This is a genomic window from Sulfurospirillum sp. E15m (assembly GCF_059415145.1).
In genome coordinates, this window is sequence record NZ_JCAHZS010000001.1 from 688,308 (window position 1) to 713,683 (window position 25,376).

Sequence of the window (25,376 nt, forward strand, 5' to 3'; positions counted from 1 at the left end):
GAAATGTTAAATTATACAAAATTTAGTTTCGGTGCGACTTATAGCGCGTGGTTAAATGTTTGGGCGAAACACCGCACCAATACAAAAAGCTTAACATGCGGTTGCGAAGGGTGGTGTAAACAATCCCCTCTTTATGCCACCTTCTTGCGGAAGTTAAAACTTTGGCGTGTAAAAGCGTGATTTTTTCGCCTCGTTTTTTGATGCGTTTCATCATCCTAATATCTTCCATAAGCGGAATTTCTGCGTAGCCGCCCAGTTCCGTAAAGAAGGGCGCAGTAAAAAAATGGGCTTGGTCACCGTAGGGAATTTTAGTTGTTTTGGTGCGAAAATTTGCCATCGTTTCGATGAAGCGAAGGGCATAATGCGCATCGTCGATTCCGAGTGAAAAAGCCCCCGCTTTTTTTACATGTAAAGCTTTTTTGATTAACGCATCCCACGCCTTTGGAAGATGCGTATCGGCGTGTAAAAAGACGAGGATGTCGCCTTGTGCCATGCGTGCGCCTTCATTCATTTGCGAAGCTCTTCCTTTGGGCGAAAAGCCGATGCGAACGTGCTGTAAAGGCAGTCTTTCTACGGTTGTTTTCTCCAACGTATCGACAATAATGATTTCAAAATCAGCATGCGTCGCATTGCGGCGTAAGGTTTCGATGGTGCGTAAAAGCGTCTCATCTTCATAGTACACGGGAATAATCACACTAATGTGCGGCAGTTTTGGCAACAGATGTGAGGCATAGGCTTTTACGTCGGCAAGCGTATCGATGTCTCGTAGTTTTTTGCCTTGCGCTACTTGCAAAGGTTGGAGGCGCTCTTGGGTGCGCTCAAACACGTCATCTTTTCCATAGACAATGCCTTCAAACGCCTCTTTTTTAAGGCTTGTCGCATGAAACCCGATGAGATAATACCCGCCATCAAGCGTAGGAGAAAGCACGGCATCACTGGAGTTTAAAAGCTCACATGCCTCTTCCAAAACGCTTTCATCGACTTCGGGAATGTCAGAGCCTACGAGCAAGGCCTGGGCGTAGCCTAGATTAAACACATGCAAAAAAGCTTCGTACATTTTATGTCCCAAATCCCCTTTGGCTTGTAAAAAAAGTGTTTGGTTTTCCAGATACGTCGGGAGTTTAGACGAAGTGCCAACATCATCGTACGCGATGAAAATATCGCAGTTTTTGGGATGGTGTTGAAGCAGTTGCCTCACGAAATGTTCGTAAAGCGCTAACGTTAGCTCATCGCCAATGCTTTTTGCCAAACGCGTTTTAACTTTGCCTAAAACGGGCTCTTTGATAAAATAAATCAGTGCGTTTTGGGACATAGATGAGACTCCACAATCATAATAAATGCTTCAATGGTTTTTACATGTAAAAACGATTCGATAAGCTCAATACTGAGTTTTTCGCACAGTGCGTACGCTTTGGTTTTAGCGTCCAAATCGCTTATCGCTTCAAGCGGTTTGGCTTTGGCAGGAACGACCAAACGGCGTGAAAGTTCCGCTCCGCAATAGCCTACGCTGTGTTGTAAAATATGCAATGGCGTATTGCCGACATCGTTTTCAAAGGCACGCCAAAGAGCGAGAATGACGGGCTTAAAGTGAAGCGGTTTTTTTTCAAAAACATTGTAAATTTCACCAAAAAGAATGTGCGCTAAGAGCGTGCCGATGTCAAAGCCTAGCGGTCCAAACAGAGAAAATTCCGCGTCGATAATCGCCAAACTTTCGTGTTTCACCATAATGGAGCCCGTGTGCAAATCGCCGTGAATCAAACACTCTTTTTCTTCTTGAAAGTGTTGGAGCAAATAAGCGATATTTTCCATAAATAGGGCACTTTTAGCGCTCGGAGAAAAGTACTCGGGGGTGCGAAGAGCAGGGTGGTTTTCATGGTAAGGAAAGATGAAAATGTACTCTTCGCTGATACGTTTCAGCGTCGCATTTTCGTAGTAAGACGCGTCATGGTTTGAAGGTGATTTGGCGTAGAGCGTTGCTAAAAAAGAGCCGAGTTTTGCGTAAAGTGTTAGGGAAATAAACTGCTCTAGTTGCATCGTTTGCAGTAGTTTATAGCCGATGAGGTCTTGCATCGCAAAACAAAACGCCGCTTCATCGCAATGATACAACGTGGGAATGAGCGCGGGAGCAATGCGCTTAAAATAGCTTAATGTGTGCATCTCAACGCAAATGCGCTGTTGCGGCAACAAAAACGCTTTGCCCAAAAGCCTCAGATAAGGTGCGGCGTATTTGAGGATGAGCGATTTTCCTTTTCCATCCGTGATACGAAAAATAAAATTTAAATTACCATCGCCAATTTCTTCAACGACCAACGCGTCAGAAGTAAAAAAAGCCTTGAGCTTGGGAGTTGAACGAATGTAGTGGACTATTTCATCTGGTGTCATGTGGGTATCAAGCATCCTTTGTAAATGGGGTATTATAGCAAAACAGTCAATGTTCTTTGACCCTATTAACCTCTTTGTAAGCGACGAGAGATTATGATTTTGCCACATCGTGTAATTGGCTTATGGATTAAGCGTACATCAAAAAAGACATGAACCTGCTTCTTTTGATACTTCCAACCCCTTTTACATGTAAAAATTCCTAAGGAGAAATCCATGAAATTCATGCAGTGGTTTGTTTTACCTGTTGCCGCATTGTTGGTGCTTGGTTGCGGCGGTAAAGTGAAAGAAAATCCAAAATACAACTACATTACGGCGGATGAGACGGCGAAATTGATTCGAAATGAGCCTTCAAAAATCGTTTTAGTTGATATTCAAGAAAAGCCAGATTTTGAGGAAGAACACCTAAAAGGTGCGATTTCTACTTATGCCTATCCAGTAAAAACCGATGATGAAAGAGCACGCTTAGAAGCACTGTTACCGGAAATCAAACCAGATCAAAAAGTGATTATCGTGTGCCCAAGAGGCGGTGGAGGAGCAGATCGTGCTTATGATTTTTACCTTTCCAAAGGTCTTAAAAAAGATCAACTTCTCACTCTAAAAGACGGTCAATACGGTTGGCCAAGAGATAAAGTCAAAGACGTCTTGGCTGTTAGTAAATAATGCTAAAACCCTTCAAAATCGCGGTACTGCTTTTAAGCGGTATCGCGCTCACCATCATCTTTGTCTGCCCTGAATTACGTCATTTTTTTGGTGGCATTATTGACTTGTTTCAAAGTCTTGACATTGAAAAAATTAAAGCGTATATCCTTTCATTTGGTATGTTAGCGCCACTGATTTCGTTTTTCTTGATGGTGTTTCAAGCCGTTGTGGCTCCTTTACCCGCATTTCTTATCACCTTCGCCAATGCAGCACTGTTTGGTTGGGTTTGGGGCGCGGCACTTTCATGGTTAAGTGCGATGGTAGGAGCGTTGTTGTGCTTTTATATCGCTAAGTTTTTAGGGCGTGATGTGGTGGAAAAACTCACCAGTAAAATTGCCCTTGAAAGCGTGGACGCTTTTTTTAAAAAGCATGGAGTTTATGCTATTCTCATCGCTCGATTATTGCCATTTATCTCGTTTGATGTGGTGAGTTACGCCGCAGGACTTACGTCTATGAGCCTTCGCTCGTTTCTAATCGCAACAGGCATAGGACAACTGCCCGCCACACTGGTCTATTCGTATGCAGGTGAGATGCTCACCGGTGGAGCAAAGACGTTTGTTTTTGGCTTGTTTATCCTCTTTGCCGTTTCTATTTTAGTTTACCTCATCAAGCAGGTGTATCGTGAACGCTAAAATAGCACAGTTCCACGAAGCGTGTATTGACTGCAAAAGCTGTATGAAAGGCTGTCCGATGCTCTACAGCTTTACGATTTCACCTAAAACACTTTTGCATCATTTCACCACGGAAAAACCAACCTCTACGATCTCTTTTTCGTGTGCAACGTGTGGTTTATGCGCACAGGCATGTCCGAAAGATATTGATTTTGGTGAAGTCTTTGAACACGCAAAAAAAGAGTATGCAAGCGACAAAAAGGTTTTGAAAAAATACGGATACGGTGCGGTTGTATTCCATCAAAAGAGTAGTTTTTCAAAACTTTTTTCTACTACAAAAAAGTTTACACAAGGAGAGCATACCCATGTGGCGTTTATGCCAGGGTGCGCTCTTGCTTCGTATTCGCCCAAATTGGTTTATACGATTTTTGATTATTTGCGCTCCAAGCTTTCAGGCATTGGCATCATTCAGCAATGCTGTGGAACGCCAACTCGTATGATGGGCGATGAGAAACAATTTAAGCGGTATCATTCACAATTGGAAAAAGAGCTAGAAGCGATGGGCGCAACTACCGTGGTGACGGCATGTGAAAATTGCTACATGAGCATCAAAAATCATGCTCCGCATATCAATATCATTTCACTTTATTCTGTTTTGAATGAGATTGGCGTGCCCCAAGAGGTCGTCGGATGTTATACCAACACTCCTAAAGTCGCACTGCATGACCCTTGTCCGACACGCTACGAAAACAAACTGCATGCAGATGTGCGAGCATTGATGCATACGATTGGATTGCCTTTTGAGGAGTTTAAAGCCAACCGTGAAAAAACATTGTGCTGTGGCAGTGGTGGCATGTTGGAACTTACTAATTCTGCTTTAGCGCATGAGCAAATGCGCACGCGTGCCAACCAAACCGAATGCGAAAGCATCGTGAGTTATTGCCAAAGTTGCGCTGAGTCGATGAGCAAAGGGGGCAAAAAAGGGTTGCATCTTTTGGATTTTATTTTCAATCCTGCTATGCCAAACCAACAAAAAGAGCAGGGCACATTGAAAAAATGGTACAACCGCTACCGTTCACGTGCCATTATTGATGCCATCAAAGATGTGAAAAGGATAAATCATTAAAAAAGTAATGCTATTTTTAGCTTTTGGATTTTTGATGTTCTTTTTCTATAAAAGCGGCATCATTTCTTACGAGCAAGTGGTTGCTATCAAGGAGTTTGTGCAGGGTTTTGGCATCTATGCGCCGCTTATTTTCATTATACTTTTTACCTTAGCACCGCTTATTTTCTTTCCCGATGGCATTTTAGCACTCTCAGGCGGGCTTATTTTTGGCTTTGCATGGGGAAGTGTTTACATCATCATAGGGGCACTCTGCGGTGGAACACTTTCGTTTTACCTTGCTCGACTGTATGGTAAAAAAATGCATGAAAAACTCTCTCACGAAAAGCTGATTAATTTTCAAAAAAGCGTTAAAAAGCATGGATTTGTCATGATTTTACTGTTGCGGTTGGTTCCCTTAGTGCCTTTTAATATCATCAGTTACTCTGCGGGATTTTCAACGATTCGGTATCGTGATTTTTTCTTCGCAACGCTTTTGGGAATGCTTCCTGGTGTTTTGGTGTATGCCAACATCGGTGCGCAATCGCTCGCTTTTGGAAGTAGGGAGTTTTGGCTCTCCATCGCCCTTTTGGTCGCACTGGTTATTCTCTCGTTACTGCTCAAACATCGCGTTAAAAAACGACTCCAAAACTACGAAATTCAAGAATAACTCTTTTACATGTAAAGTGTCAATTAACGCACCTGATAGCGTTTCATAAAGCGATAATGCAACCACAATGAAAAAGCAATAACCGCACTTCCAAGAGCAAGTAGCCCATAATTGGTCGGCGTTCCCCAAATGAGAAGGTTCATCACCAACCCAGCAGGAACAAGCGCATTGTTCATAATGGCAAGCACTCCCGCATCGACCTCGCACGCGCCTTTGTTCCACAGAAAATACCCAAGCCCCGAAGCCACAACACCGAGCCATACTAAAACGCTCCATTGCGTGAATGTAGGAGAGAGTTTTGCAGGGTTTGCCAAGAGCGCAAATGCCACAATACTCACGATGAGCGCTCCAAAGTGAAAATAGCCAAAGACATCACGCTGAGCGACATTGGGGTGGGATTCTATGACTTTTTTATACGCACTTTGCCCGATGGCAAAACAGATGTTCGCCCCTTGCACCATCAAAAACCCCGTAATAAAGTTCGCATTAACATCATGGTAACGAATGATATACGCCCCTAAAACCGCCACTCCCGCACTCACAAGGTACAAAGGCTTAAACTGAGCCTTCAACGCATCGTAAAACAACGTCACATAAATGGGCGTAAAAATAGTAAATAAAATGACCTCAGGCACGCTGAGAAATAAAAACGATTGGTAGAAAAAAAGATACATAAACCCAATTTGCACACTGCCAATCAGCATGATCTTAAGCTTCAATTCCAAGGCAATCCCTCGAAACTTTGTTATCGGCAAAAAAATCAGCGAAGCCAAGCTCACACGCACCAACACCGCAAAATAACTATCAACCCGACCCGCTAAAAACTCACCAATAAAACTAAACGAAAACGCCCAAATCAGTGTCATCAAAATCAAATATCGCATGGTTATCCTTGTGGAAATGAAGGTGTTATTATAGTATGGAGAGGATTAGATGGAGCGTAAACAAAGAGAAGTTACAAAGAGTGAAAGAGTATTTTTAGTTTTACATGTAACGCAAGGCAGAGATCAAAAAGTTAAAAGTAAAGCCCTGACCCCTATATTTTCTTATTCTCCAATCAAGTTTTTATTAAGTATTTCTTGTGCTGCTTTATCCCCATTTTCAGCAGATTTAATCAACCAGTATTTTGCTTTTTTAATGTCTTTTTGGACTAAATTCCCAAATAAATACATTATTCCAAGTTTTCTTTGTGCTAATGGGTAATTATTGTTAGCCAGCTCTTTAATTATTTGAATTGTCATTGAATATTCTTGATTTCTATGGTAAGCAATAGCTAATAAAAATGAATATTTTAAATTGTTTGGTTCTAGCTCCTTTGCTTTAATACAAGTTTCTATTATGATCGGTGCTTGGGTTTCTTTATATTTTTTAACAATTAATGGGTAGCTTTCGCTATATTTAACTAGCTTTTCACATTTTGTTTCCCATTGATAAGCTTTAGTTGTTTGTGAATTATTTAACTGGTTCTCTATTTCTTCTCTAGCTTTTTTTTCATCAAATTCAGTACTATAATTTTCTATTCTAGAAACCTGTTCTTTTAGCAATTTTAAATTTAAATTTTCTGTATTTCTATTTATTTTTTCTACTTCTTCTCTCAATATAGTAAAGTTTGCACTAATTCCTTTTATTCCACCAATTGCGACATTGATATTTTTTAAGTTTGATAATCCAATTAAAATTGTTCCAAAAATGATGAGAATGGCACCTTCTTTTAGCTTTTTGTATTTTATAAAAATATATATTGCAGAAAGTATCATTACAATACCAACATAGTCTTTAAGTAATAATACTTCCATGACTATAATATCCTTTTCCGTTGCATATAAAATTGAGAAGGTTTAACTTTTAACTTTCTTTATATGTAAAAATTTTTTAATGATTTTAAACAAATTATTGTAGCAAAATATCAAATAAAGCTGACAGACTACTTTAATCCATCCCTAAACCACATGCTCCAAAATAATCCCCACAAATAAAAGCAGTCCAAAGAGGGTTGAGAGTTGTGCGGTGGCTTGCATGGCGGGCATTAGTTCAAGGGCAGATTTTTTGATTTTAAAGCCGAGGATGGCTCGCAAGGCTTTGGGTAGGCTTAAAAAAACCAGCAGTGCCCAAAACGAGATGACGTGTGCTAAAACTAAACCGACCATCCACAGATACGCGGCGGCGATGACGTAGCTAAAGACTTTAACCGCTTGCTCGTACCCTAAAACGATGGGCAAGGTGCGTCGTCCTTTTTCTTGGTCGTTGTCTAAGTCTCGAATGTTGTTTGCCATATTGATCGCACCCACTAAAAAGCCGATGGGCAGAGAGATGAGCACCGCGCGCATGGTAAGCGTGTCTGCTTGAATGAAAAAGGCAATCCAAAGAATAAACAACCCCATAAAAAGCCCCGAGGCAATCTCACCAAACGGCGTGTACGCGATAGGTTTAGGACCACCTGAATACAAATACCCCACCGCCATGCACCCCACACCTGCAAGTCCAACCCACCAACTGCTGTGCATGCAGATGTAAAGCCCGATGCCAAGGGAAATGAGACATAAAAGTTTGGCTAAATTGGAAATGGTTTTAGGCTCAAAGCCATCGCGTACGATGCTCCCGCCAATGCCAACGGAATCAGCGGTATCGAGTCCACGTTTATAGTCAAAATATTCATTGAAAAGATTGGTAGCGATTTGAATGAGCATGGAAGCAATCAGCATCGCCCAAAAGAGGTTCCAGCGCACCATGTAGGTGTATTCTAACGCTAAGGCGGTGCCTAAGATGACGGGAACAAACGAAGCGGTTAAGGTATGGGGTCTTGTCATCCGCCACCATTTGATCCATGAGCTTTGGTGTGTCATCTTTTACCCTTTTAAAAGCATATTTGCGTTTTCTAAGCCGTAGTATAGCAAAATGAGGTGATGACGTGAGTGCATGCGCTGATAAATATTTTTCAATAGAGGCAGAAAATAAAAGCAGTCAAAAGAGAGAAAAGGGGAGGTAGCATTTCCCCTTTTTTATTTACATGTAAACGTTTTTTCTGTGTTTACTATGCACCACGAACGATACAGCCTTCGGTTGGGCAAGCTTCCATACATGCGGGTGAGTCATGATGACCTACACACTCAACACATTTGTCAGCATAGACATAATAGGTGTCAGCACCTGTTGGGTTATCGCTATCATCTACGATAGCCTCCACAGGACACTCATCGATACAGGCTCCACACGCGATACAGATATCAGTAATTGTTACTGCCATAACTCATCCTTACTTTTTGGTTTTGTGAAAAAATATTACAATACATTCGTAGCATGAAAATAGCTTTTCACATAAATTATCAAAATTAGTTATTTTTTTTAGATTACATGTAAAAAAAGAGTGAAAAGAATAAATGTAGAATCTTCCCTAAGCAATTGTATAGCAAAAGAAGACTATAAAAGCAGAATGAAAACACAAGGAGCTGTATGCAAAGCAGTAACTGGCCTGACGTCGCTGACGTATCGGCATGGACCGATAAATATTTTTCTCGCACCCACACTATCATCGAACGTTTTGGCGATACGGAAGTCACATATGCTTTTTTCTTACGCCGTCCCGTACTTTCCGCCACACGCTTAGCCATCGAATGGACGCAAATGCAAGCGAAACATCGGGGTATGAGTATTTGCATCGAAACAACGCACGAAGAGGGTGCGTGGGTTGGCGCGGGTGAACCTTTAATGTATATTAGCGGTTCATTTGCTTTTTTAGCGGAGTTAGAAACACTCATTTTACAAAAGTTAGGCTCGGCATGTGTCGCGGCTTATAACGCCTATGAAATGTGTCAAACCCTTCCTAAGGTCGCTTTTTTAGCGATGGACGCACGCCACTGTGCAGGAACGGAAATGGCGGAGATGATGGCGTATGGCGCTTCCATTGGCTCATACGCCGCCAAGCAAACATTAGGTGCGGTGGGATTTATCGGCAATGCCACCGATGCAACGGCACATTTTTTTGGGCGTGAAAAAGGGCTTGGGACGGTACCGCATGCATTGATTGGGTATGCTGGTTCAACATTGAGGGCGGCTGAAATGTTTCATGAATGCTTTCCTGAAGAGAACATCCCCATTTTGGCCGATTATTTTGGTCGTGAAATTACCGATACGCTAGAAGTATGTCAGGCGTATGCTACGTTAGCACGCGAGGGGAGAATCTCCGTACGTCTCGACACACACGGTGGGCGTTTCTTAGAAGGGTTAGATACACAAGAAAGCTATGCGGTCTTGGGTCGCCATGCGCCAGACGCCGTACGAGATTATCGCACCGAAGCGGAATTGCATGACCTGATTGGTACGGGTGTATCAGCGGCGGCAGTGTGGAGCATGCGCGAAACTTTGGATAATGCAGGCTTTTCAAAAGTGCAGATTATCGCGTCTTCAGGCTTTACACCACAAAAGTGTCGTTCTATGGCTTATGCTAAAGCGCCTATTGATATTATCGGAACGGGTTCATTTTTGCCCGACAAATGGAGCGAAACATGCGCTACGGCTGACATCATCGCCTATGGCGGTGTACCGATGGTAAAAGTGGGGCGAGAGTTTTTACTCAAAAAAGATCGCTAAATTTTGCTTTTTTAGTTTTACATGTAAAGACAAGAGATAAAGGGTTCACAATGAAATACCTTGAAATCGTGGCGAAGAGTACGGATGCAACGAATATCGTTGAAATTACTCAAAAATTTGAAATTACAGATTTTAGACTCGGTGTCAAAAATAAAGATGGACTCCAAACGATGCGCCTTCTAGTAGGAGATGATAAACTACAAGAGGTTCTCGATGCTTTGCAAGCACTCCTCAATAGTGAGCCTTTAGCCAAAATCGTTGTGTTGCCTGTGGAGATTAGCCTCCCTAAACCAACGGAAATGGAGCGCAAAGAAGAGGCAAAAGCTGTCGAAGCACGTGAGAGTCTTTATGTGGGTGTGGAAAGAAATGCTAGATTGGATGCTGATTTTATCGCGTTGGTTTTACTCTCCACGTGTGTGGGTGCGGTAGGGCTGATTGAAAACAGCGTGGCGATTGTCATCGGAGCGATGGTGATAGCACCCTTGCTTGGACCAAACCTTGCCTTTGGGTTAGGTACAGCACTTGGCGATGCTTCGTTAATGCGAAAATCAGCCCTTAGTACGTTTGTTGGACTTCTCTTGGCGATTAGCATTTCAGTGGTAATTGGGTATTTTTGGCCTCATGATATTATGAGTTTTGAACTGACTGCACGGACGAAAGTGGGATTTGATTCGATTATTTTAGCCTTAGCATCGGGTGCGGCGGCAGCACTTTCTCTCACCACGGGACTTTCGAGCGTTCTAGTGGGCGTCATGGTTGCAGTTGCTTTGCTTCCACCTGCGGCGACGTTTGGTATTATGATGGGTCAAGGAAATTTGAGCTTTGCCATTGGTGCGGGACTGCTTTTGTGCGTGAATATCGTTTGTGTTAATTTAGCCATCAAAATCGTTTTTTTTATCAAAGGTATTCGCCCTCGTACATGGTGGGAAAAGAAGCAAGCCAAACATTCTATGACGCTGTATATCATCGGATGGATTGTCTCTTTGGCAATACTTATTGTCATCATTTATGCACGGGCGCACATTCTCTAGTGGCGTACTAAGTGTTTGAAATAGAGTGTTTTTTAGTTTTACATGTAAAAATGGTTTTGAAGTAGAAAGACCCCTATGGTTGATACCACATCGGGGTCTTATCTAAATTAGCCGTTTCTGAGTTTATCTCTAAGTTCAGATAATTTTTGAGCGATGAGGTTGGCATCTTTTTCTAGTTTTGAGAGATGTCCCATTGACTCTAGAATCACAAGGTGATTTTGGGCAATCGCCTCTTTTAAAAGCTCCATGATAGGTACAAAGTTTTCATTATAAGACGTTTTGTCGAGCATTTTGTCTTTGAAATCGTAATCAATCCCTTTGAGTATGTAATACATAGCGAGCAAATTGCCTTTGATGCGGTAGAATTTATCATCGTCCGTTGTAAAAGTCGTTGTCGTCATGAGGTTGGTTTGCAGTTGTTGCTTGAGTTGATCGAGTGCTGTTGCTAAGTTATCCGAATTGACGATAAAAACAGCTCTTTTATTGAGCATCTCTTTCTTTTGGTCTTCTTTTAATTGTTGCAAATACAAATCAATGTTTGAGATGGACTGTTTGACTCTTGTGGTATAGCTTGTGAAGATGGGAATGCTAAAATCCGAGTAAATGTCTGAACGTGCTTGAACGATGTATTTGTTTGCTCCTCCTGTTCCTCTGTTGCGCGCAAGGTTGTTTTCAAGGATATTGATGCCGATGCGAAACATCTCAATTTCGCCGACTTGTTGGTAATATTTGTTATCGATCCACGTTCTAACTCCTAGAAAATTGGTCACAAGTCCTTGGTCAAGTAGGCTTTGAAGCCCATCTCTTAGCGCCATCGTTGAAGACTCACCTTCTAGGCTTGGGTACTCTTTGATGGTTGGTACGGTATCGGTGGTGATGCTGTAAAAGGGTGCCACAAAAAGGCTAAGGGGAAAGAACCAAAGCACCAGTGAGAGCGCGGCTATGACAAAAAGAGCCAAAAATCTTTTGAGAAAAATGAACCACTCTTTCACGTTGAACACATAAGCGAAAAATCGACTGCTTAAACTTTTTGTTTCCATGAGTCACGTCCTTGTCTATCTTAGATGAGCACTATTTTATCAGAAATCTGCCTAATAGTACCACTCATTTGCAAACTAAAAGAGAGAGCAGGTTTTACATAAAAACAAGCAATTTTGAAACATTTTTGTACAAAATATTTTACATGTAAACATCAAAATTTAAGAGAAATCGCCTATCTATCAACATCGTTTTTTATTTTAATATTTTCTTAAACTTTCATGCTATTTTCATGCTATATATTTAATATAAGATTTTGGCAGATTTCTTGCATCACCCGTATTATCCATTACGTTAGGTCATGATAGAAGTCTCATATCTTTTAAGGAGGGAATATGAAATTAGCCAAACTTAGCTTGGTGGCTATAGTTGTTGCTGGACTTGCGTCTAGCTCATTCGCAGCAGATACACTTGCTGATGCTTTTAAGAACGGAAAAGTAACGGGTGAATTACGGGCGTGGTATTTTGACAGAGATACGGGTGATCAAAATACAAATACATTGGCAAAAGGGAATGCAGATATTTTTTCTACAGGCGTGATGTTAGGGTATGTTACAGATTCTTTGTATGGTTTAAGCCTAGGTTTAACGATGCAATCAAACTATGCACCGTTTGCTGATGACAATGCAAAAAATCTTTACGGTACAGATATGTACGGTTCAGGTGCCGTGCTTTCAGAAGCGTATGTCACCTACACTATTGGTAAAACAACGGCTAAAATTGGTCGCCAATTTATCTCAAGTCCATTGGTCGCAAGTTCAGGTTCACGTATGATTAAAGAAGCGTTTCAAGCAGCTGTTCTTATCAACACTGACCTCCCAAATACGACATTGGTTGCGGGTTATTCTGACAAATTCCAAAGTAGAACATCTGATTATGACAGAACTATAGCAGGTGAAGATTCCGGAATGCCTAGCTTTAAAAAAGAAGCAGTATTTTATGGGGCTGGTACTTCTAGAGGATCATTAGGTTCACCTACAGGTGCTTCAAATGTTTTTGGATTTGATGGCGCTTATACAGCAGCTGTGATTAACACCTCTATCACAAACTTAACATTAACAGGACAATATTTATTTGTGAACGATGTTGAAGGAACTAATGGTGGTGATGCAACGGTTTATTATGCAGAAGGTAGCTATGTATTGCCTTTAAGCAATATGAAATTACTCCTTGGTGCAACGTACCGAGGGTCTAGAACATCAAATGATACATTTGATAGCTTCCATGCCGAAGGTGATATGTACCAAGGGCGTGTTGGGTTTAAAGAGCTAGCAGGATTTAACGCATCTTTTGCCTATAGTACGGTATCAAGTGACCAGTCAGTTCTTCTTGGTGCAGGAAATGGTCCTACAACTTATACTGCTCCGCTGATCAAAGGTGCTGAAGCAACTTCAGGTGCAGGTACGGATGCATACAAAGTTGAGGTTGGCTATGACTTCTCAACTGTGGGTGTTGCAGGGCTTAAAGTCTTAGGTCAATATGTCAAAATCGATCAAGATAAGGTTACAACAGTTGTTTTAAATGGTGTAGCTGTTGATACAAAATCGACTTTTTTTGAAGGACAAATTGCATATGATCTTCCAACTATTAAAGGTTTGACACTCTCTTTAGAGTATGAAGATGGTAAAGTAGAAGCCGCTTCTACTAAAAATTCAAACGAGATGCGATTTAGAGCAAATTACAAATTCTAATTTGTACATGCTTTTATTTTTGCCAATCTGGTGGTTCTTTTTCCACTGGATTGGCATCTTTCAAGTATAAATTTATAATTCAAAACTCCCTTTTACGTCAGCCTACGCAATAACCATTTATCCTCCATCAATGCTAAGGAGTATAACGGTTGCTAACAAAAAGAAATTGATTTTATGAAAAAGCGCACCTGCCAGACTTGGTGTAAGTGGATGCGCTAGAATGCTTGTTCCAAAAAAGAATGCCACTAAATCCAAGGCTATTAAGAGTGCGATGACCGCTTGGTTGTGGACACCAAAAATCAACATCGCAAAAATACCGCAAAGAATCGTAAACGTCCACCACACAAAAAGCACAGGGCGAAATCCTTCCTCTCCAAAGACTTCAATAGCCGTCGGAAAGCCTCCTCTTCGGTAGTCTTCATCATGCTTTGCCATCAACAGCCAAAAATGGGGCACTTGCCAGACAAAGAAAAGCATTCCAAGGGCGAGAAATTCAGGCTCTGCCAGACTGCGCCCCGCTGCCAACCACCCAATTGCAGGGGGAATAACGCCTAAAAGTCCTCCTGGAACGACGGTAAAAGCGGAATAGGGCTTAAGATAGGTATAAAGACCGTTATACCACAACGGCACGAAAAGAAAAAGAATCAGCCCTGAATTTCCCAGTTCATTGTGGATTAAAAACATTGCTATGAGTATCAGCGCCATCGAAAGCGCCAAAACCTGCAAAGGCGTGATGCGACCCGAAGGAATGGGGCGTCGTTTAGTGCGTGCCATTTTCGCATCACTCTCTCTTTCTTGGTATTGATTGAGTGCGGAAACGCCTAACGCAAGGAGCAAGACCGCAAGGATAGACCATGCCATCTGCATGACATTCTCACCCCTCACCAGTATAAACGTAAGGACTGCTGAGAGTGTTACGGCTGCTGAGAGGCGAAATTTGGTGACCTCTAAAAATAGGCGAATCATTGTAGCTCTTTAATATAATTGACAAGCGCATCTATCTCATCTTGCGTGAGCATCTTCCCAAACGGTGGCATGATATTAGGAGGAAATCCTTCCACCACATCGGCATTGGGGTCGTGAATCGATCTGTGCAAATACGCTTCATCCGCCTTCACTTCTCGCTCTTTTCCATCGGTGAGGACTTTTCGGACACTTCCGTAGATACCTTTAAAACTTGGACCTATCTTTTTCGTTCCATCAAGGCTATGGCAGGCGACACAGCTTTTGGTTTTAAATAAGGTCGCACCATCTGGCTTACTTGGAGCAACCGCTTGTGGTTCTGTTTTGACAGGTTCTTCGGCGGCAGGCTTGAGCTCTTCATGCGCCGCAGTAGGTGTGGTATCGTTTTGCTGTTTGATAAACTCTATGAGAGATTCCATCTGGTCTTTGTCGATTTGGTCTGAAAGATTTGGCATAATTCCGCTTTGAAATCCTTGAACGACATCTTTATCAGGCGTGCGAATGGAGGTGCGAAGATACTCATCATCGGCAATCACTTCGCGGAGTTTTCCTTCTGTCAGTACTTTGATTTTAGCCCCATGCAAGCCTTTAAACGAAGGACCTACGCCATTGGTGCCATCTAAACTATGGCAGGAAACACATCCAAGTGTCTTATAGAGTTCTTCGCCTTTTCCTTTGGGTTCTTCCGTGTCATGAGGGCTAAGTTTTCCACTGGCGTACCATGCATCAAAAGCTGGTTTGTCCATAACTTCCAATTTTGTCAGCATCATCGAATGTCCGACACCACAATATTCTGCACATTCGATGTCGTAATTGCCTACTGCGGTTGCGTTAAACCACAAATGCGTAACCTTGCCTGGTACGACATCTTCTTTAACACGAAACGCTGGAACGAAAAAACTGTGCAAAACGTCGCCGCTTGGTGCTTCTAAGCGCAGTCGAATGTTTTCGCCTATGGGAACATAAAGTTCTGTCGTTCGCTTGCCATTAGGGTAAGTAAAGGTCCACGACCACCGTTTCCCCAGTACATCGACCGTAAAAGCATTTTCAGGCATTGTTCGTAATTCCCTAAACGAGCTATAGCCGTAATAGAAAATGATGAACAGCAAGATTGTAGGAATAACCGTCCACGCAATCTCTAAAGGCAGATAATGGGTGATGTTTTTGATCTCATTTTGCTTAACTTTGCTGTGATGGTAACGGAAAATGAAAAAGACCATAAGTCCCACAACGAGCACAAACATAGCCACCGAAATGCCTGTTGAAATCCAAAACGCCTGATCGACATCATCGGCGAAGGTAGAAGCATGTTTATTAAATCCTTCTAGCATCAGGACTCCTTTACGAATAGGCCACGTCGATACCGACGATCACAAAAAAGATAAGCAGGATGATCAACGCCATCACGATATAGCCTTTTAAATAGGTGTTTTCACTGCGTAGATGCATGTAAAAGGCACTGACAAGTCCTATCTTTATAACACTGATGCCTAGCTGCACTCCTGCGGTACTCCCTGGGCTTAGATGATGTACCACAGGTTGCAAGAACGTGACCAGTGTCAGTAACAGAAGGCCTATCAATACTTTCGTATAAAGAGCAAGCGTGTACCTCATCTTAAACTCCTATCATATAAAGCAGTGGAAATAGAACGATCCACACGAGATGGACAAAGTCCCAGTACAGCGTGACATTTTTCATCACGATGGTATGCTCAGGCTTGATACTGCCTGCGCGCATCAGTAGCAATACCCAGCTCATCAGTGCTATGCCGATGATGACATGTAGCCCGTGAAGTCCTGTCATGACAAAATAGAGCCCGAAAAAAAGTATCTCCCCTTTGTCTTTAGCATCAAGCACTGCCGATCCTGGATAGATTCCGTGGCGAATATCGACACCCCATTCAGACGCTTTGATGCCTAAAAAGACGATGGCGATGAGCATTGTCAAACCCACCAACGTAGCAGAGCGTTTAACGTTTCCCTGACGCATGTTCAGCGTAGCAACCCCCATCGTGTAGGTGCTAAGCAAGAGTAATATCGTATTGGTTCCACCCAACCAAAGGTTTAAATCTGCGGAGGAGGCAGCAAACATGTCTGTATGTCGGTAGAAGTAGATGCCATAGAGTAAAAAAAGCACGCCAAACATCATGCCTTCCGTGAGCAAAAAAACCCAGAAACCAAGCTTGTCTCCCGTGTAATCATCCTTGAAATCTGCTACGGGATAGGATTTGCCCTGCCTGTCATAAGCCATTTCCTGTTCCATTAGCGTATCCTTCTAAAATTTTCGTCGAACTGAACCAGTGGTTCACCGTTCTCGTATTCGTACGGGTCAAAATCCACGTAAGGAATTTTAGAAAAGTTCTCTAAAGGAGGAGGTGAGGGAATATGCCACTCCAATGTCGTTCCTCTCCAAGGATTTGGCCCCGCTTCTTTGCCCTCTTTGAGCCCTTTGTAAAACGTGTAAAGAACCAACAAAAGCCCCGAAGCCACTAATAATGCTCCGATACCAGAGAGTTGATGGTAGATGGTAAACGTCGGTAAATAATCAAAATAGCGCCTAGGGTTGCCAAGAAAGCCTGCGATAAACATCGGAAACCACAGCAGGTTAAAGCCAACAAACATCAACCCAAACGCAATGCGCCCTTTCACTTCATCATACATTTTTCCCGTGATTTTGGGGTACCAGTAATGCATGCCACCAATGAACATAAACACCACACCACCCAAAATGGTATAGTGAAAATGCGCCACAACGAAGTAGGTGTCATGAAGATGGATGTCCGCACCCAAAGCGCCCAGTGTGAGCCCTGTCAGACCGCCAACGGTAAAGTTGATGATACTTCCAAGAATCCACAGCATAGGTGTTGTAAGAACAATTGATCCTTTATACAGCGTGGCGATCCAGTCAAATATCTTTACACCTGTGGGAATAGCTACCAAAAAGGTCAAAAAAGAGAAGATAACACGTGCTAAATCGCTGATGCCTGAGGTAAACATATGGTGTCCCCACACCAAATAACCGATGCCTGCAATCGAAGCAGATGAGATGGCAATCGAGCGGTAGCCAAAAATGGTACGTCTTGTAAACACGGGCAGCACTTCTGAAATGATGCCAAACCCTGGCAGAATCATCAGATAAACCGCTGGGTGCGAATAGATCCAAAAAAGATGCTCAAACAAAATAGGATCACCACCCTTGGACGGGTCAAAAATGCCAACGCCCAATGTGCGCTCCAAAATAACCAGCACGAGCGTAATGCCGATAACAGGTGTTGCAAGCACTTGTATCCACGAAGTGGCATACAAACCCCAGACAAACAGGGGCATCTTGAAAAAATCCATACCAGGGGCTCGTAATCGGTGGATCGTGACAATAAAGTTAAGTCCCGTCAAAATGGAAGAGAGCCCCAAAATGAATGCGGCAATCAGTGTCGAGAGCACATGAGAATCGGTTCGGATACTATAAGGAGCGTAAAATGTCCACCCTGTATCGGCAAAGCCATTGCCCGTGACCAAAGAGGAGAAGGCTACAACAACGCCTAAGATGTAGAGCCACCACGACAAGAGATTTAACCGCGGAAACGAAAGGTCTCTGGCTCCTAGCATCAAGGGTAATATAAAATTTCCCAGTCCCGCGGCAATGCCTGGAACGATAAACAAAAAGATCATCGTCACACCGTGGAAGGTAAAAAGCTGGTTATATGTTTGGGGTTGAATCAACTGTTGCCCGGGGAAAAAGAGTTCTGCCCGCATGGTTAGCGCCGCCCCTACCGCACAAAAAAATAGGGTGAACAATACACCCAAGTACAAAATAGAGATGCGTTTATGATCTATGGTGAATATCCACTGCAATAATTTGCTGTCATGCTTCCCAAAAATGGTGTGTGTCTCATGATAAAAACTAGGCATCGTTTCCCTCCGATGAGTTCTTTTTCCTTCCCGTTAAAACTAAATAAAGAAAAAAGCCGACCAAGATAAGCGATAGAACCGAAGCGACTATTTTTTCCGTTGCCCAGACATACGTCTTGCTCTTGGCATCAAACGCAAAACAAAACAGCAGTGTTTTGGCGATAGTGGGTCTTACCGTTCCTTGCGATGCTTCCATCATCGCCATCTGAATATCAAAAGGAAGTTGCTTGATACCATTAAGATAACGCGTGATTTTTCCTTCAGGAGAGAGCGCAATTAGCACAGCAGGATGGATGTACTCCAACATACCATGATGCCCAACCTGTTTTTCGTAATGAAAGCCTACGCTTTGCGTTATCTGATTAATATTCGCTTCTGTTCCTGTGAGAAATGACCATGCACTGGTGTCGAAACGTTGTGTCATCGCAGCGGTTAGCTCGGATTTTTTATGCGCGGCGTCTTTGGGCGTTTCGATAGGATCAAAACTTAAGGTAATGACCTTATAGTCTTTATTTTCAGTGAGTTTAACTTTTTCTAGATTTTTGGCAAGGTCTTGGAGTTGCAGGGTACATAAAGCGGGACATACGTAGTAATTTAACGTCAGTATGGCGGGTTTTCCATCCATCAGTTGCCCCAGTGTCACCTGTTTGCCCGTTTCATCTAAAAACGGAATATCTAAAGGTACATAGCCGCCTAAATGTTCTTCTTCGCCCAATGTTTCATTGGCACCTAAAGCAGAACAAAACAGTATGAGAATAAAAAACTGACCTAAAAAAAATGAAAGCAGACTCGTTTTTTTGGGTGAAAACATCGACATAGTTGAAATCTCCTTTATTGAAGAAACATCACATTACACCAATCCTCTATAACGATTATTTATATTCTACGCTGCATCCTAACTTAAGAATTTAAAAATCAATCTTTCATATTTGAGTTACATTTACGTTATTTGTTTTGTTTAAATTAAGTTTTTTTTCAGTGTTTTTTTTCATCCAAAACGTTTATGGTATATCTAAAAATATTGAATAAATTCGTTCACATGTCAATTAAAATTTCTATAAAAAATAGATTGATTGAGTGAAAAACAGTGACTTGAAGTATTGGTAAATTTGACATTATATTTCAGTTTTTATTTTTTAAAGTGCATGAATGTCTCATTGATTATTTAAACTTTAAGTTATAATCATTATAATGCATTCATTATATAAAAATTTATACAATGAATGCATCGACAAGACTGAATGATGCTTGAATTCCCAAAAGTTAATCAATAAAACATATCGTTATATATAAAAAAATACTACATTTCTAAAGAGGGGAAAGAATGGATGTAAAAGGAAAAAGCGCATTTGCGTTTAGTTTTATTGCATTATGCAATGTGTACGGGCAGGATGCTTATCAGTTAGAAGAGGTCGTTGCAACGGGGAAAACAGGGAGTGCCACAGCGTTTGAAACGGGTGGTAAAGAAAATATCAATTCGCAAGGATACAATAAAGACGCCATTGATCTTTATAGCGGACCTATCGGTATGTCGGCTCTTAAAGTCGTCGGCATGTCGCCTTCAGTCGATTATCAACCTGCAGAGGTTTTTGGTTCCAATGAGACATCGTTTCATGACCCTTTGCGTATCAGGGGCAAAAATCAGTCAGGACCGGGTGGTGTTTATATGTTAGAATCACTCCCCATCAGCGGCAACCCGGGCGGTGGAAAAACCATGTTTGATTTGGAAAACATCTCATGGATTGATCTTTATAAAGGCTATATGCCCGCAGATAAAAGTCTCGGTTTTTCCAATCTGATTGGAAAAGTAGATATGATTGTTGAACGACCTAAAAAAGAGATGGAAACAACGGTGGCGCAAACGGTGGGTTCAGACCATGCCCTCAGAACGTTTTTACGTTTTGATACGGGGCAGATGGGTGATATCGCTGCGTTTGGTTCGGTTTCTAAAACCAGTGGCGATAAATGGAAAGGCGAAGGTGATTTGGATCGCACCAATGTGATGTTGGGCGTGACCTACAAACCGAACGATAATTTTAAAAGCGAACTCTTCTACGCACACAGTGAAGACGACCATCACAATTATTATGGACTTTCGTACAGCGAAGCCAAAGACCTTGACACTTATTACAACAAAGATTGGAATACGGCGTATCCGACAACGAAAAATGCTAATTATTATGACTGGAATAAGCAATCGTTTACCGATGATGTTGTCACGGCTAATTTTGAATACCGATTCGCGAATGACTCCGTTTTGAGCTTTAAACCGTACTATTCAAAGGACAAGGGAGAGTATTGGTTTACCAATATGCCTGCTAGTCCAACCACATCGCCTGTGACCCAGTGGCTCATTGACCATGACAGGTATGGCGCAGTATTAGCGTATGAGATACCCATTATTGAAGAAATGGCAATGAAAATCGGCTATTGGTACGGGGAGCAAGATTTACCAGGACCTCCAACGAGCCGCAGAATGTACACAATCAGCAATACGGGGCAATTAACGTACAATGGTTGGAATATGTTAGCCGAAGAGGCAACGCACAAATTTAGCTCACCTTTCATCCAATTTAGCGGTGATATTCAAGATTTTAGTTACGCCTTTGGCATACGATACCTTGACTTTAAACTCGCAGGCATTAACAGCCATAGTTTTGGAGCCAATAATGCTTCCATCAGTTCCGATTACGATACCGCACTCAGTCAAGTTGCGCTAGACCCATGGTCAAGTGTCGCTTCTAAAACTTTTACTGAATGGTTACCCAGTGCCTATTTAGGGTATAAATTAACGCCTAATACGGAAATCTATTTTGATTATGGTCGAAGTTACGGCTACGATGTCAATCTCTTCCCAACGTACCTTTCCAATCGAGCCACGTATGTGAGCAAAGGTGTTACACTCCAACAATTATGGGATAAACAACAGTTAGAGATTTCCGATAATTACGACATCGGTTTGAAATATAAACTGGGAAGCATCGTACTAGCGCCCAATCTTTTTTATACCAAAGTCTCCGGCAAACAAGCGACTGTTTATGACACACAATATGGCATAAAATACCCTACCAACAACCTTGATGCTGAAAGTTACGGTGCTGAGTTTGCCATTAGCGGTGCGATCACTGAGTCTGTCGATTTTCTTGCCAGTGCTTTTTACAACCGCTACTATTATACCGAGGACTTTTTGACCAGTGCCACAGCAACAGCAGCGACAAAAAACAATCAAGTCCCCGATGCTCCGATGCGAGGGCTTAAAGGGTCTATGACGTATAAAATAGGAAATTGGAAATTCACGCCGATTGTTCGTTATACCGGCAGTCGATACGGCAATGTGGAGCATACGCAAGAGATTCCTTCGTTTACGACAGTGGATTTTAATGTCGATTATAAATTGCCAAAGATTCAGGGTGTTAAGGAGGGTAATGTGCAGTTAAGTTTTGTGAATCTATTCGATAAACACTATATTGCATCTATCATAACCCCGGATAACGCGCTAGCCGCCGATACCACGCAACCGACCTATTTGTCAGGCATGCCGTTTGGTGCTTACTTGACACTCAATATAAAATTTTAATCAGCACTTTTTCAGGCCTTTTGCCCATATTTTGCGTATGGGCAAAGCCTGAATGCTCTGCTTAAGACATCCATGCCGTCTCTTAAAAATGCACCCGTTCTTTTTACATGTAAAAAAATGAGCTATTGGTTCACATAAATTTCAATGCGCTCTTTGCCTTTGCCGATGTTTTTTCGCTTTAAAGAGAGCTGCCCCACTTCACCTGTGCGTTTTAGGTGGGTGCCACCACAAGGAACCTGTGCAAAACCGTCGATTTCCCAGTAGCGCCTTTGGTTTGTAAGGTCGCTGTAATCACTTTTGATGGGTAGGTTTTTATCGATCAATTCCGTTGCTTTTTGAAGAAGCAGGGGAAAGAGAGTGCTTATGTTTTCATGCCAAAAAAAATCAATACGGGCTTTATCTTGGGCGATGTGCGCGCCGATTTTTTCCACAGAACCTAATTCTTGATAAAGCAATTCTAGTATCAATTCTGCGGCAAAATGGTTTTGCATCAGGCTATAACGTCTTTGCCAGTCAATCTTAATCGCTACTTCTTGACCCACGTGAAGTGCATGCCCGCTTGCGAGTGTGTAGCGTATATCGTTACCTTCTTTCATCGCTTCTAAGACTTCAACGCCGCCAATGGTTCCAAAATCGCTCTCTTGACCGCCTGAAAAAGCGTAAAAAATAGTTTGGTCTAAGTAAATACAATCCCCCTCAACCGCTTCAATTTTTGCTTGAATTTCACTCGCGTAAGGGTCATCCCAAAAAAGTTTTCGTAGCATAATGTTCTCCATAGGTTTAAAACAATGTATATTATATCAAAGAGAAAAAGTGATTTTTATCTTTACATGTAAAGATTTTTAGATAAAATTTGGCCCATAAAATTAACTCTTGATGGGTAAAAAGTTAAAAGTTTAGCCCTGACCCCTTTAGCTCCCTTTAGCTCACAACGGTTGAAATGAGCTAATAAATTGCCCGTAGGGTAATTTATTGGCTCCAGTGTTTTGTTATCTGCTTAACCAACTTCAATATCAGTTTTAAGTTTTCTTCCACCAGATATTTCAAAACTATTGTTTTCATAAAATGATAATGTTCTATCAAATTGTGGTAATGGTGGGGTTGTAACTTCTAATCTTTTCCAATTTTTTGAGGATGCAAACTCTTTTGCTTTTTTCAACAATAACTTACCAATATTTAGAGAACGATACTCTGGTCTAACATATAATTCAGGTATTGTTCCATATGCACCTTCCGCATATAATGCATAGCTCTCATACATTGAGATAAAGCCTATAGATTTATTTTTATCTTTTGCAATAAAAACAAAATAAAGGTTTTTTGAGATTAAATCTTCTGCTCTTTTTTGTGTTTCATCTTGATTGAAATTAAACACTTTAATATTGATTTTATCCATAATCTCTTGAAGTAATTCTCCTGTTAAAATGGCTAAATCTAAAGAGTCATTTTCTGTTGCTTTTATTATTTCAATGTTCATTTAACCTTGTTTCCTCTCATGATTTAAGATAGTTTACTTTTCAGATAACGTTTAAAATGAGCTAATAAATTGCCCGCAGGGTAATTTATTAGCTCCACTGATTTGTTATGTTTTTATGATTCTTCCAATAACTTTACCGATGCTTTTAAATTCATCGAATGTAAACACATCAGATTTTGCATTGTTGCACCAATAGCAAGATAAAAGACAATTTTCACGAGTATATTCTGTATCCTTTATTCTTTCTATTTCGAGAGTTTTTCCTCGTGTGCCATTGCGTTTTGAGAGTGTTTTGTTATAAAAATTTTCAATTTCCAATTGTGTACTATTGCAATAGCAACATCTTTTTTCGATACTAGTATGCCAATCAATAAAGTCTTCTCTTGTCCAAAAATCCTCCAATTCATACCCAGGTTTTTTCTTAACTCTTGATTTTATACTACTATATTTGTCAGAAGCTATCTTCTGCTCTTTTGTATATTGAACCCATTTTGCCATTTAATTTTCTACTTTTAAAACATAACGTTTAAAATGAGCCGATGAATTGCCCGCAGGGTAATTTATTGGCTCCACTGATTTGTTATACAATCTTTATATGCTCCGTCAGTTTTTCGCTAAAGTTTTCAGTTTTTTGTGTTAATTGCTCAAGTTTTGGTTGAAATAACTGTAACCATCTTCTTCCGTCATAGTCACCAGTTTTGTATTGCTCTTTGTAGCCTTCTGAAATTTCATTCAGTTCATCTCTAATTTGTAGAACTTCATTATATGGTTCTTGAAGTTCATGAAAGTACATTTCAATAATCATGTTAAGACGTTGATAATCTGATTTTTTTTCTTTGCCCCATTCAATATGTAAATCTAAAGCATCATTAAATGATATTTCACCTTTCATAACCATCTTCAATGGTAATTGATGAGAGACAAGCGTATTAAAATATTTATCAGAAAGTATATATAACTCTTCTAACCGATCTCTCATTAAATTTTCTTTGTTTGTTTCTTTTTCATGTTTTAATTGAATTTCAAGTCTTTTTAAATTAGCTCTATTTGTAATCCATATTCCAATGATTGTAAAAAACGAACCAACTAATACTCCAATAAGTGCAATAAGTGCTTGTAAAATATCCAAGAAATTCCTTTTTATGTATAACTTTTAAAATGAGCAATCAAAAAGCCGCGTGCGGGTTTTTGATTGGTCTCCTGTGACTTGTTAGCAACCTAAATTTCGATATTGTTTAAGGTAATGTACTTTTGTTGGTCATTCCCATGTAAACATCTTTTTGCTTCTCTTAGTTTTTTCATCATTTCATCTGTTTCAGAGTTTATCGTATTACATTTAGTCATACTATGATCTTTATAAACCCAAAAATCACATTCTATAAAGATTATTTGCTTAGAATCAATCATGACACAGCAATCATATCCATCTCTATAGAGTAATGACATTGGAGTAATGCTGAAAAAGAGAGTATTTGAATTTTCATCAAAAGCACACGTTCCCCCATCATGTATTGTCGCTTCTGAAAGAAGAGTTTGTTTTGGAGAAGAATTTTGTATTTTATGGTCTATTCTTTTTTTAAGATTTTCTACGTCTATATCGATTTCATCAAGCTTAACTTTTACAAATGCCATTGCTTAT

The 25,376-nt window shown here is 41.1% G+C and carries 25 protein-coding genes and 1 pseudogene; 8 read left to right on the plus strand and 18 right to left on the minus strand.

The genetic code is table 11. The features are described 5' to 3' along the window. Positions 1 to 22: 22 nt before the first annotated feature. Together AC5SLP_RS03450 and AC5SLP_RS03455 are read right to left on the minus strand one after the other, a co-directional pair. A complete protein-coding gene (locus AC5SLP_RS03450; protein WP_495253728.1) occupies positions 23 to 1,312 on the minus strand; it encodes a TIGR04283 family arsenosugar biosynthesis glycosyltransferase in 1,290 nt (429 codons plus the stop codon). Further along, positions 1,294 to 2,382, minus strand: coding sequence for a phosphotransferase (locus tag AC5SLP_RS03455; protein ID WP_495253729.1), 1,089 nt, complete (start codon positions 2,380 to 2,382; stop codon positions 1,294 to 1,296). Before AC5SLP_RS03455 ends, AC5SLP_RS03450 begins: the two co-directional genes overlap by 19 nt. 213 nt (positions 2,383 to 2,595) lie before the next feature. Here AC5SLP_RS03455 and AC5SLP_RS03460 point away from each other — a divergent pair, with 213 nt between their 5' ends. From AC5SLP_RS03460 to AC5SLP_RS03475, 4 genes are read left to right on the plus strand one after another with little or no spacing between them, the layout of a single operon-like run. Continuing rightward, entirely contained in the window at positions 2,596 to 3,042 is a 447-nt protein-coding gene (locus AC5SLP_RS03460; protein WP_495253730.1) for a rhodanese-like domain-containing protein, read from the plus strand. Then, entirely contained in the window at positions 3,042 to 3,713 is a 672-nt protein-coding gene (locus tag AC5SLP_RS03465) for a TVP38/TMEM64 family protein (RefSeq protein WP_495253731.1), read from the plus strand. The genes AC5SLP_RS03460 and AC5SLP_RS03465 overlap by 1 nt, the downstream gene beginning before the upstream one ends. Further along, positions 3,703 to 4,818, plus strand: a complete 1,116-nt coding sequence (locus AC5SLP_RS03470; RefSeq protein WP_495253732.1) for a (Fe-S)-binding protein — start codon at positions 3,703 to 3,705, stop codon at positions 4,816 to 4,818. Before AC5SLP_RS03465 ends, AC5SLP_RS03470 begins: the two co-directional genes overlap by 11 nt. Positions 4,819 to 4,852: 34 nt before the next feature. After that, positions 4,853 to 5,464 carry a TVP38/TMEM64 family protein gene (locus AC5SLP_RS03475; protein WP_495253733.1) on the plus strand — a complete coding sequence of 204 codons (612 nt, stop codon included), beginning with the start codon at positions 4,853 to 4,855 and terminating at the stop codon, positions 5,462 to 5,464. Positions 5,465 to 5,487: 23 nt separating this feature from the next. Here the strand turns inward: AC5SLP_RS03475 and AC5SLP_RS03480 are convergent, their stop codons facing one another. The 4 genes and pseudogenes from AC5SLP_RS03480 to AC5SLP_RS03495 all read right to left on the minus strand — a co-directional run. Beyond that, positions 5,488 to 6,348, minus strand: coding sequence for a DMT family transporter (locus AC5SLP_RS03480; RefSeq protein WP_495253734.1), 861 nt, complete (start codon positions 6,346 to 6,348; stop codon positions 5,488 to 5,490). Between the two features lie 162 nt (positions 6,349 to 6,510). Further along, positions 6,511 to 7,260, minus strand: coding sequence for a tetratricopeptide repeat protein (locus AC5SLP_RS03485; protein ID WP_495253735.1), 750 nt, complete (start codon positions 7,258 to 7,260; stop codon positions 6,511 to 6,513). A gap of 144 nt (positions 7,261 to 7,404) precedes the next feature. Continuing rightward, positions 7,405 to 8,307 carry a 1,4-dihydroxy-2-naphthoate polyprenyltransferase gene (locus AC5SLP_RS03490; RefSeq protein WP_495253736.1) on the minus strand — a complete coding sequence of 301 codons (903 nt, stop codon included), beginning with the start codon at positions 8,305 to 8,307 and terminating at the stop codon, positions 7,405 to 7,407. 200 nt (positions 8,308 to 8,507) lie between these two features. Further along, positions 8,508 to 8,708 (minus strand): annotated as a pseudogene (locus AC5SLP_RS03495) (4Fe-4S dicluster domain-containing protein); the annotation flags it as partial. A 206-nt stretch (positions 8,709 to 8,914) separates the two neighbouring features. Here AC5SLP_RS03495 and AC5SLP_RS03500 point away from each other — a divergent pair. After that, entirely contained in the window at positions 8,915 to 10,051 is a 1,137-nt protein-coding gene (locus AC5SLP_RS03500; protein WP_495253737.1) for a nicotinate phosphoribosyltransferase, read from the plus strand. Between the two features lie 50 nt (positions 10,052 to 10,101). Continuing rightward, positions 10,102 to 11,082 (plus strand): TIGR00341 family protein, encoded by a 981-nt coding sequence (locus AC5SLP_RS03505; RefSeq protein ID WP_495253738.1) that lies wholly within the window; start codon positions 10,102 to 10,104, stop codon positions 11,080 to 11,082. A 107-nt stretch (positions 11,083 to 11,189) separates the two neighbouring features. Here the strand turns inward: AC5SLP_RS03505 and AC5SLP_RS03510 are convergent, their stop codons facing one another. Then, positions 11,190 to 12,122 carry a hypothetical protein gene (locus AC5SLP_RS03510; RefSeq protein WP_495253739.1) on the minus strand — a complete coding sequence of 311 codons (933 nt, stop codon included), beginning with the start codon at positions 12,120 to 12,122 and terminating at the stop codon, positions 11,190 to 11,192. Between the two features lie 333 nt (positions 12,123 to 12,455). On the opposite strand from AC5SLP_RS03510, the gene AC5SLP_RS03515 reads away from it, so the two are divergent. Next, positions 12,456 to 13,811 (plus strand): OprD family outer membrane porin, encoded by a 1,356-nt coding sequence (locus AC5SLP_RS03515; RefSeq protein WP_495253740.1) that lies wholly within the window; start codon positions 12,456 to 12,458, stop codon positions 13,809 to 13,811. A 117-nt stretch (positions 13,812 to 13,928) separates the two neighbouring features. On the opposite strand, the gene AC5SLP_RS03520 is transcribed toward AC5SLP_RS03515, so the two are convergent. The 6 genes from AC5SLP_RS03520 to AC5SLP_RS03545 all read right to left on the minus strand — a co-directional run bounded on the left by AC5SLP_RS03520 (position 13,929) and on the right by AC5SLP_RS03545 (position 19,500). After that, a complete protein-coding gene (locus AC5SLP_RS03520) occupies positions 13,929 to 14,777 on the minus strand; it encodes a protoheme IX farnesyltransferase (protein ID WP_495253741.1) in 849 nt (282 codons plus the stop codon). Then, positions 14,774 to 16,105 (minus strand): cytochrome c oxidase subunit II, encoded by a 1,332-nt coding sequence (gene coxB, locus AC5SLP_RS03525; RefSeq protein WP_495253742.1) that lies wholly within the window; start codon positions 16,103 to 16,105, stop codon positions 14,774 to 14,776. The genes AC5SLP_RS03520 and coxB overlap by 4 nt, the downstream gene beginning before the upstream one ends. Before the next feature lie 10 nt (positions 16,106 to 16,115). Then, a complete protein-coding gene (locus AC5SLP_RS03530) occupies positions 16,116 to 16,388 on the minus strand; it encodes a cytochrome C oxidase subunit IV family protein (RefSeq protein ID WP_495253743.1) in 273 nt (90 codons plus the stop codon). A gap of 1 nt (position 16,389) precedes the next feature. Further along, positions 16,390 to 16,920 (minus strand): cytochrome c oxidase subunit 3, encoded by a 531-nt coding sequence (locus AC5SLP_RS03535; RefSeq protein WP_495253744.1) that lies wholly within the window; start codon positions 16,918 to 16,920, stop codon positions 16,390 to 16,392. A gap of 116 nt (positions 16,921 to 17,036) precedes the next feature. Then, positions 17,037 to 18,683: a cytochrome c oxidase subunit I gene (locus tag AC5SLP_RS03540; protein WP_495253745.1), complete on the minus strand. Its 1,647-nt coding sequence runs from the start codon at positions 18,681 to 18,683 to the stop codon at positions 17,037 to 17,039. Further along, positions 18,676 to 19,500, minus strand: coding sequence for an SCO family protein (locus tag AC5SLP_RS03545; protein ID WP_495253746.1), 825 nt, complete (start codon positions 19,498 to 19,500; stop codon positions 18,676 to 18,678). The genes AC5SLP_RS03540 and AC5SLP_RS03545 overlap by 8 nt, the downstream gene beginning before the upstream one ends. A gap of 507 nt (positions 19,501 to 20,007) precedes the next feature. Here AC5SLP_RS03545 and AC5SLP_RS03550 point away from each other — a divergent pair. Further along, a complete protein-coding gene (locus AC5SLP_RS03550; RefSeq protein ID WP_495253747.1) occupies positions 20,008 to 22,260 on the plus strand; it encodes a TonB-dependent receptor in 2,253 nt (750 codons plus the stop codon). A gap of 122 nt (positions 22,261 to 22,382) precedes the next feature. Here the strand turns inward: AC5SLP_RS03550 and AC5SLP_RS03555 are convergent, their stop codons facing one another. From AC5SLP_RS03555 to AC5SLP_RS03575, 5 genes are all read right to left on the minus strand, one after another. Next, positions 22,383 to 23,024 (minus strand): alanine--tRNA ligase-related protein, encoded by a 642-nt coding sequence (locus tag AC5SLP_RS03555; protein WP_495253748.1) that lies wholly within the window; start codon positions 23,022 to 23,024, stop codon positions 22,383 to 22,385. A gap of 233 nt (positions 23,025 to 23,257) precedes the next feature. Further along, positions 23,258 to 23,737, minus strand: coding sequence for a GNAT family N-acetyltransferase (locus tag AC5SLP_RS03560; protein WP_495253749.1), 480 nt, complete (start codon positions 23,735 to 23,737; stop codon positions 23,258 to 23,260). A gap of 105 nt (positions 23,738 to 23,842) precedes the next feature. Continuing rightward, entirely contained in the window at positions 23,843 to 24,235 is a 393-nt protein-coding gene (locus tag AC5SLP_RS03565; RefSeq protein ID WP_495253750.1) for a hypothetical protein, read from the minus strand. 82 nt (positions 24,236 to 24,317) lie between these two features. Continuing rightward, positions 24,318 to 24,866: a hypothetical protein gene (locus AC5SLP_RS03570; protein WP_495253751.1), complete on the minus strand. Its 549-nt coding sequence runs from the start codon at positions 24,864 to 24,866 to the stop codon at positions 24,318 to 24,320. 89 nt (positions 24,867 to 24,955) lie between these two features. Then, on the minus strand, positions 24,956 to 25,369 hold the full coding sequence (locus tag AC5SLP_RS03575) for a hypothetical protein (RefSeq protein ID WP_495253752.1): 414 nt from the start codon (positions 25,367 to 25,369) through the stop codon (positions 24,956 to 24,958). Positions 25,370 to 25,376 lie beyond the last annotated feature (7 nt).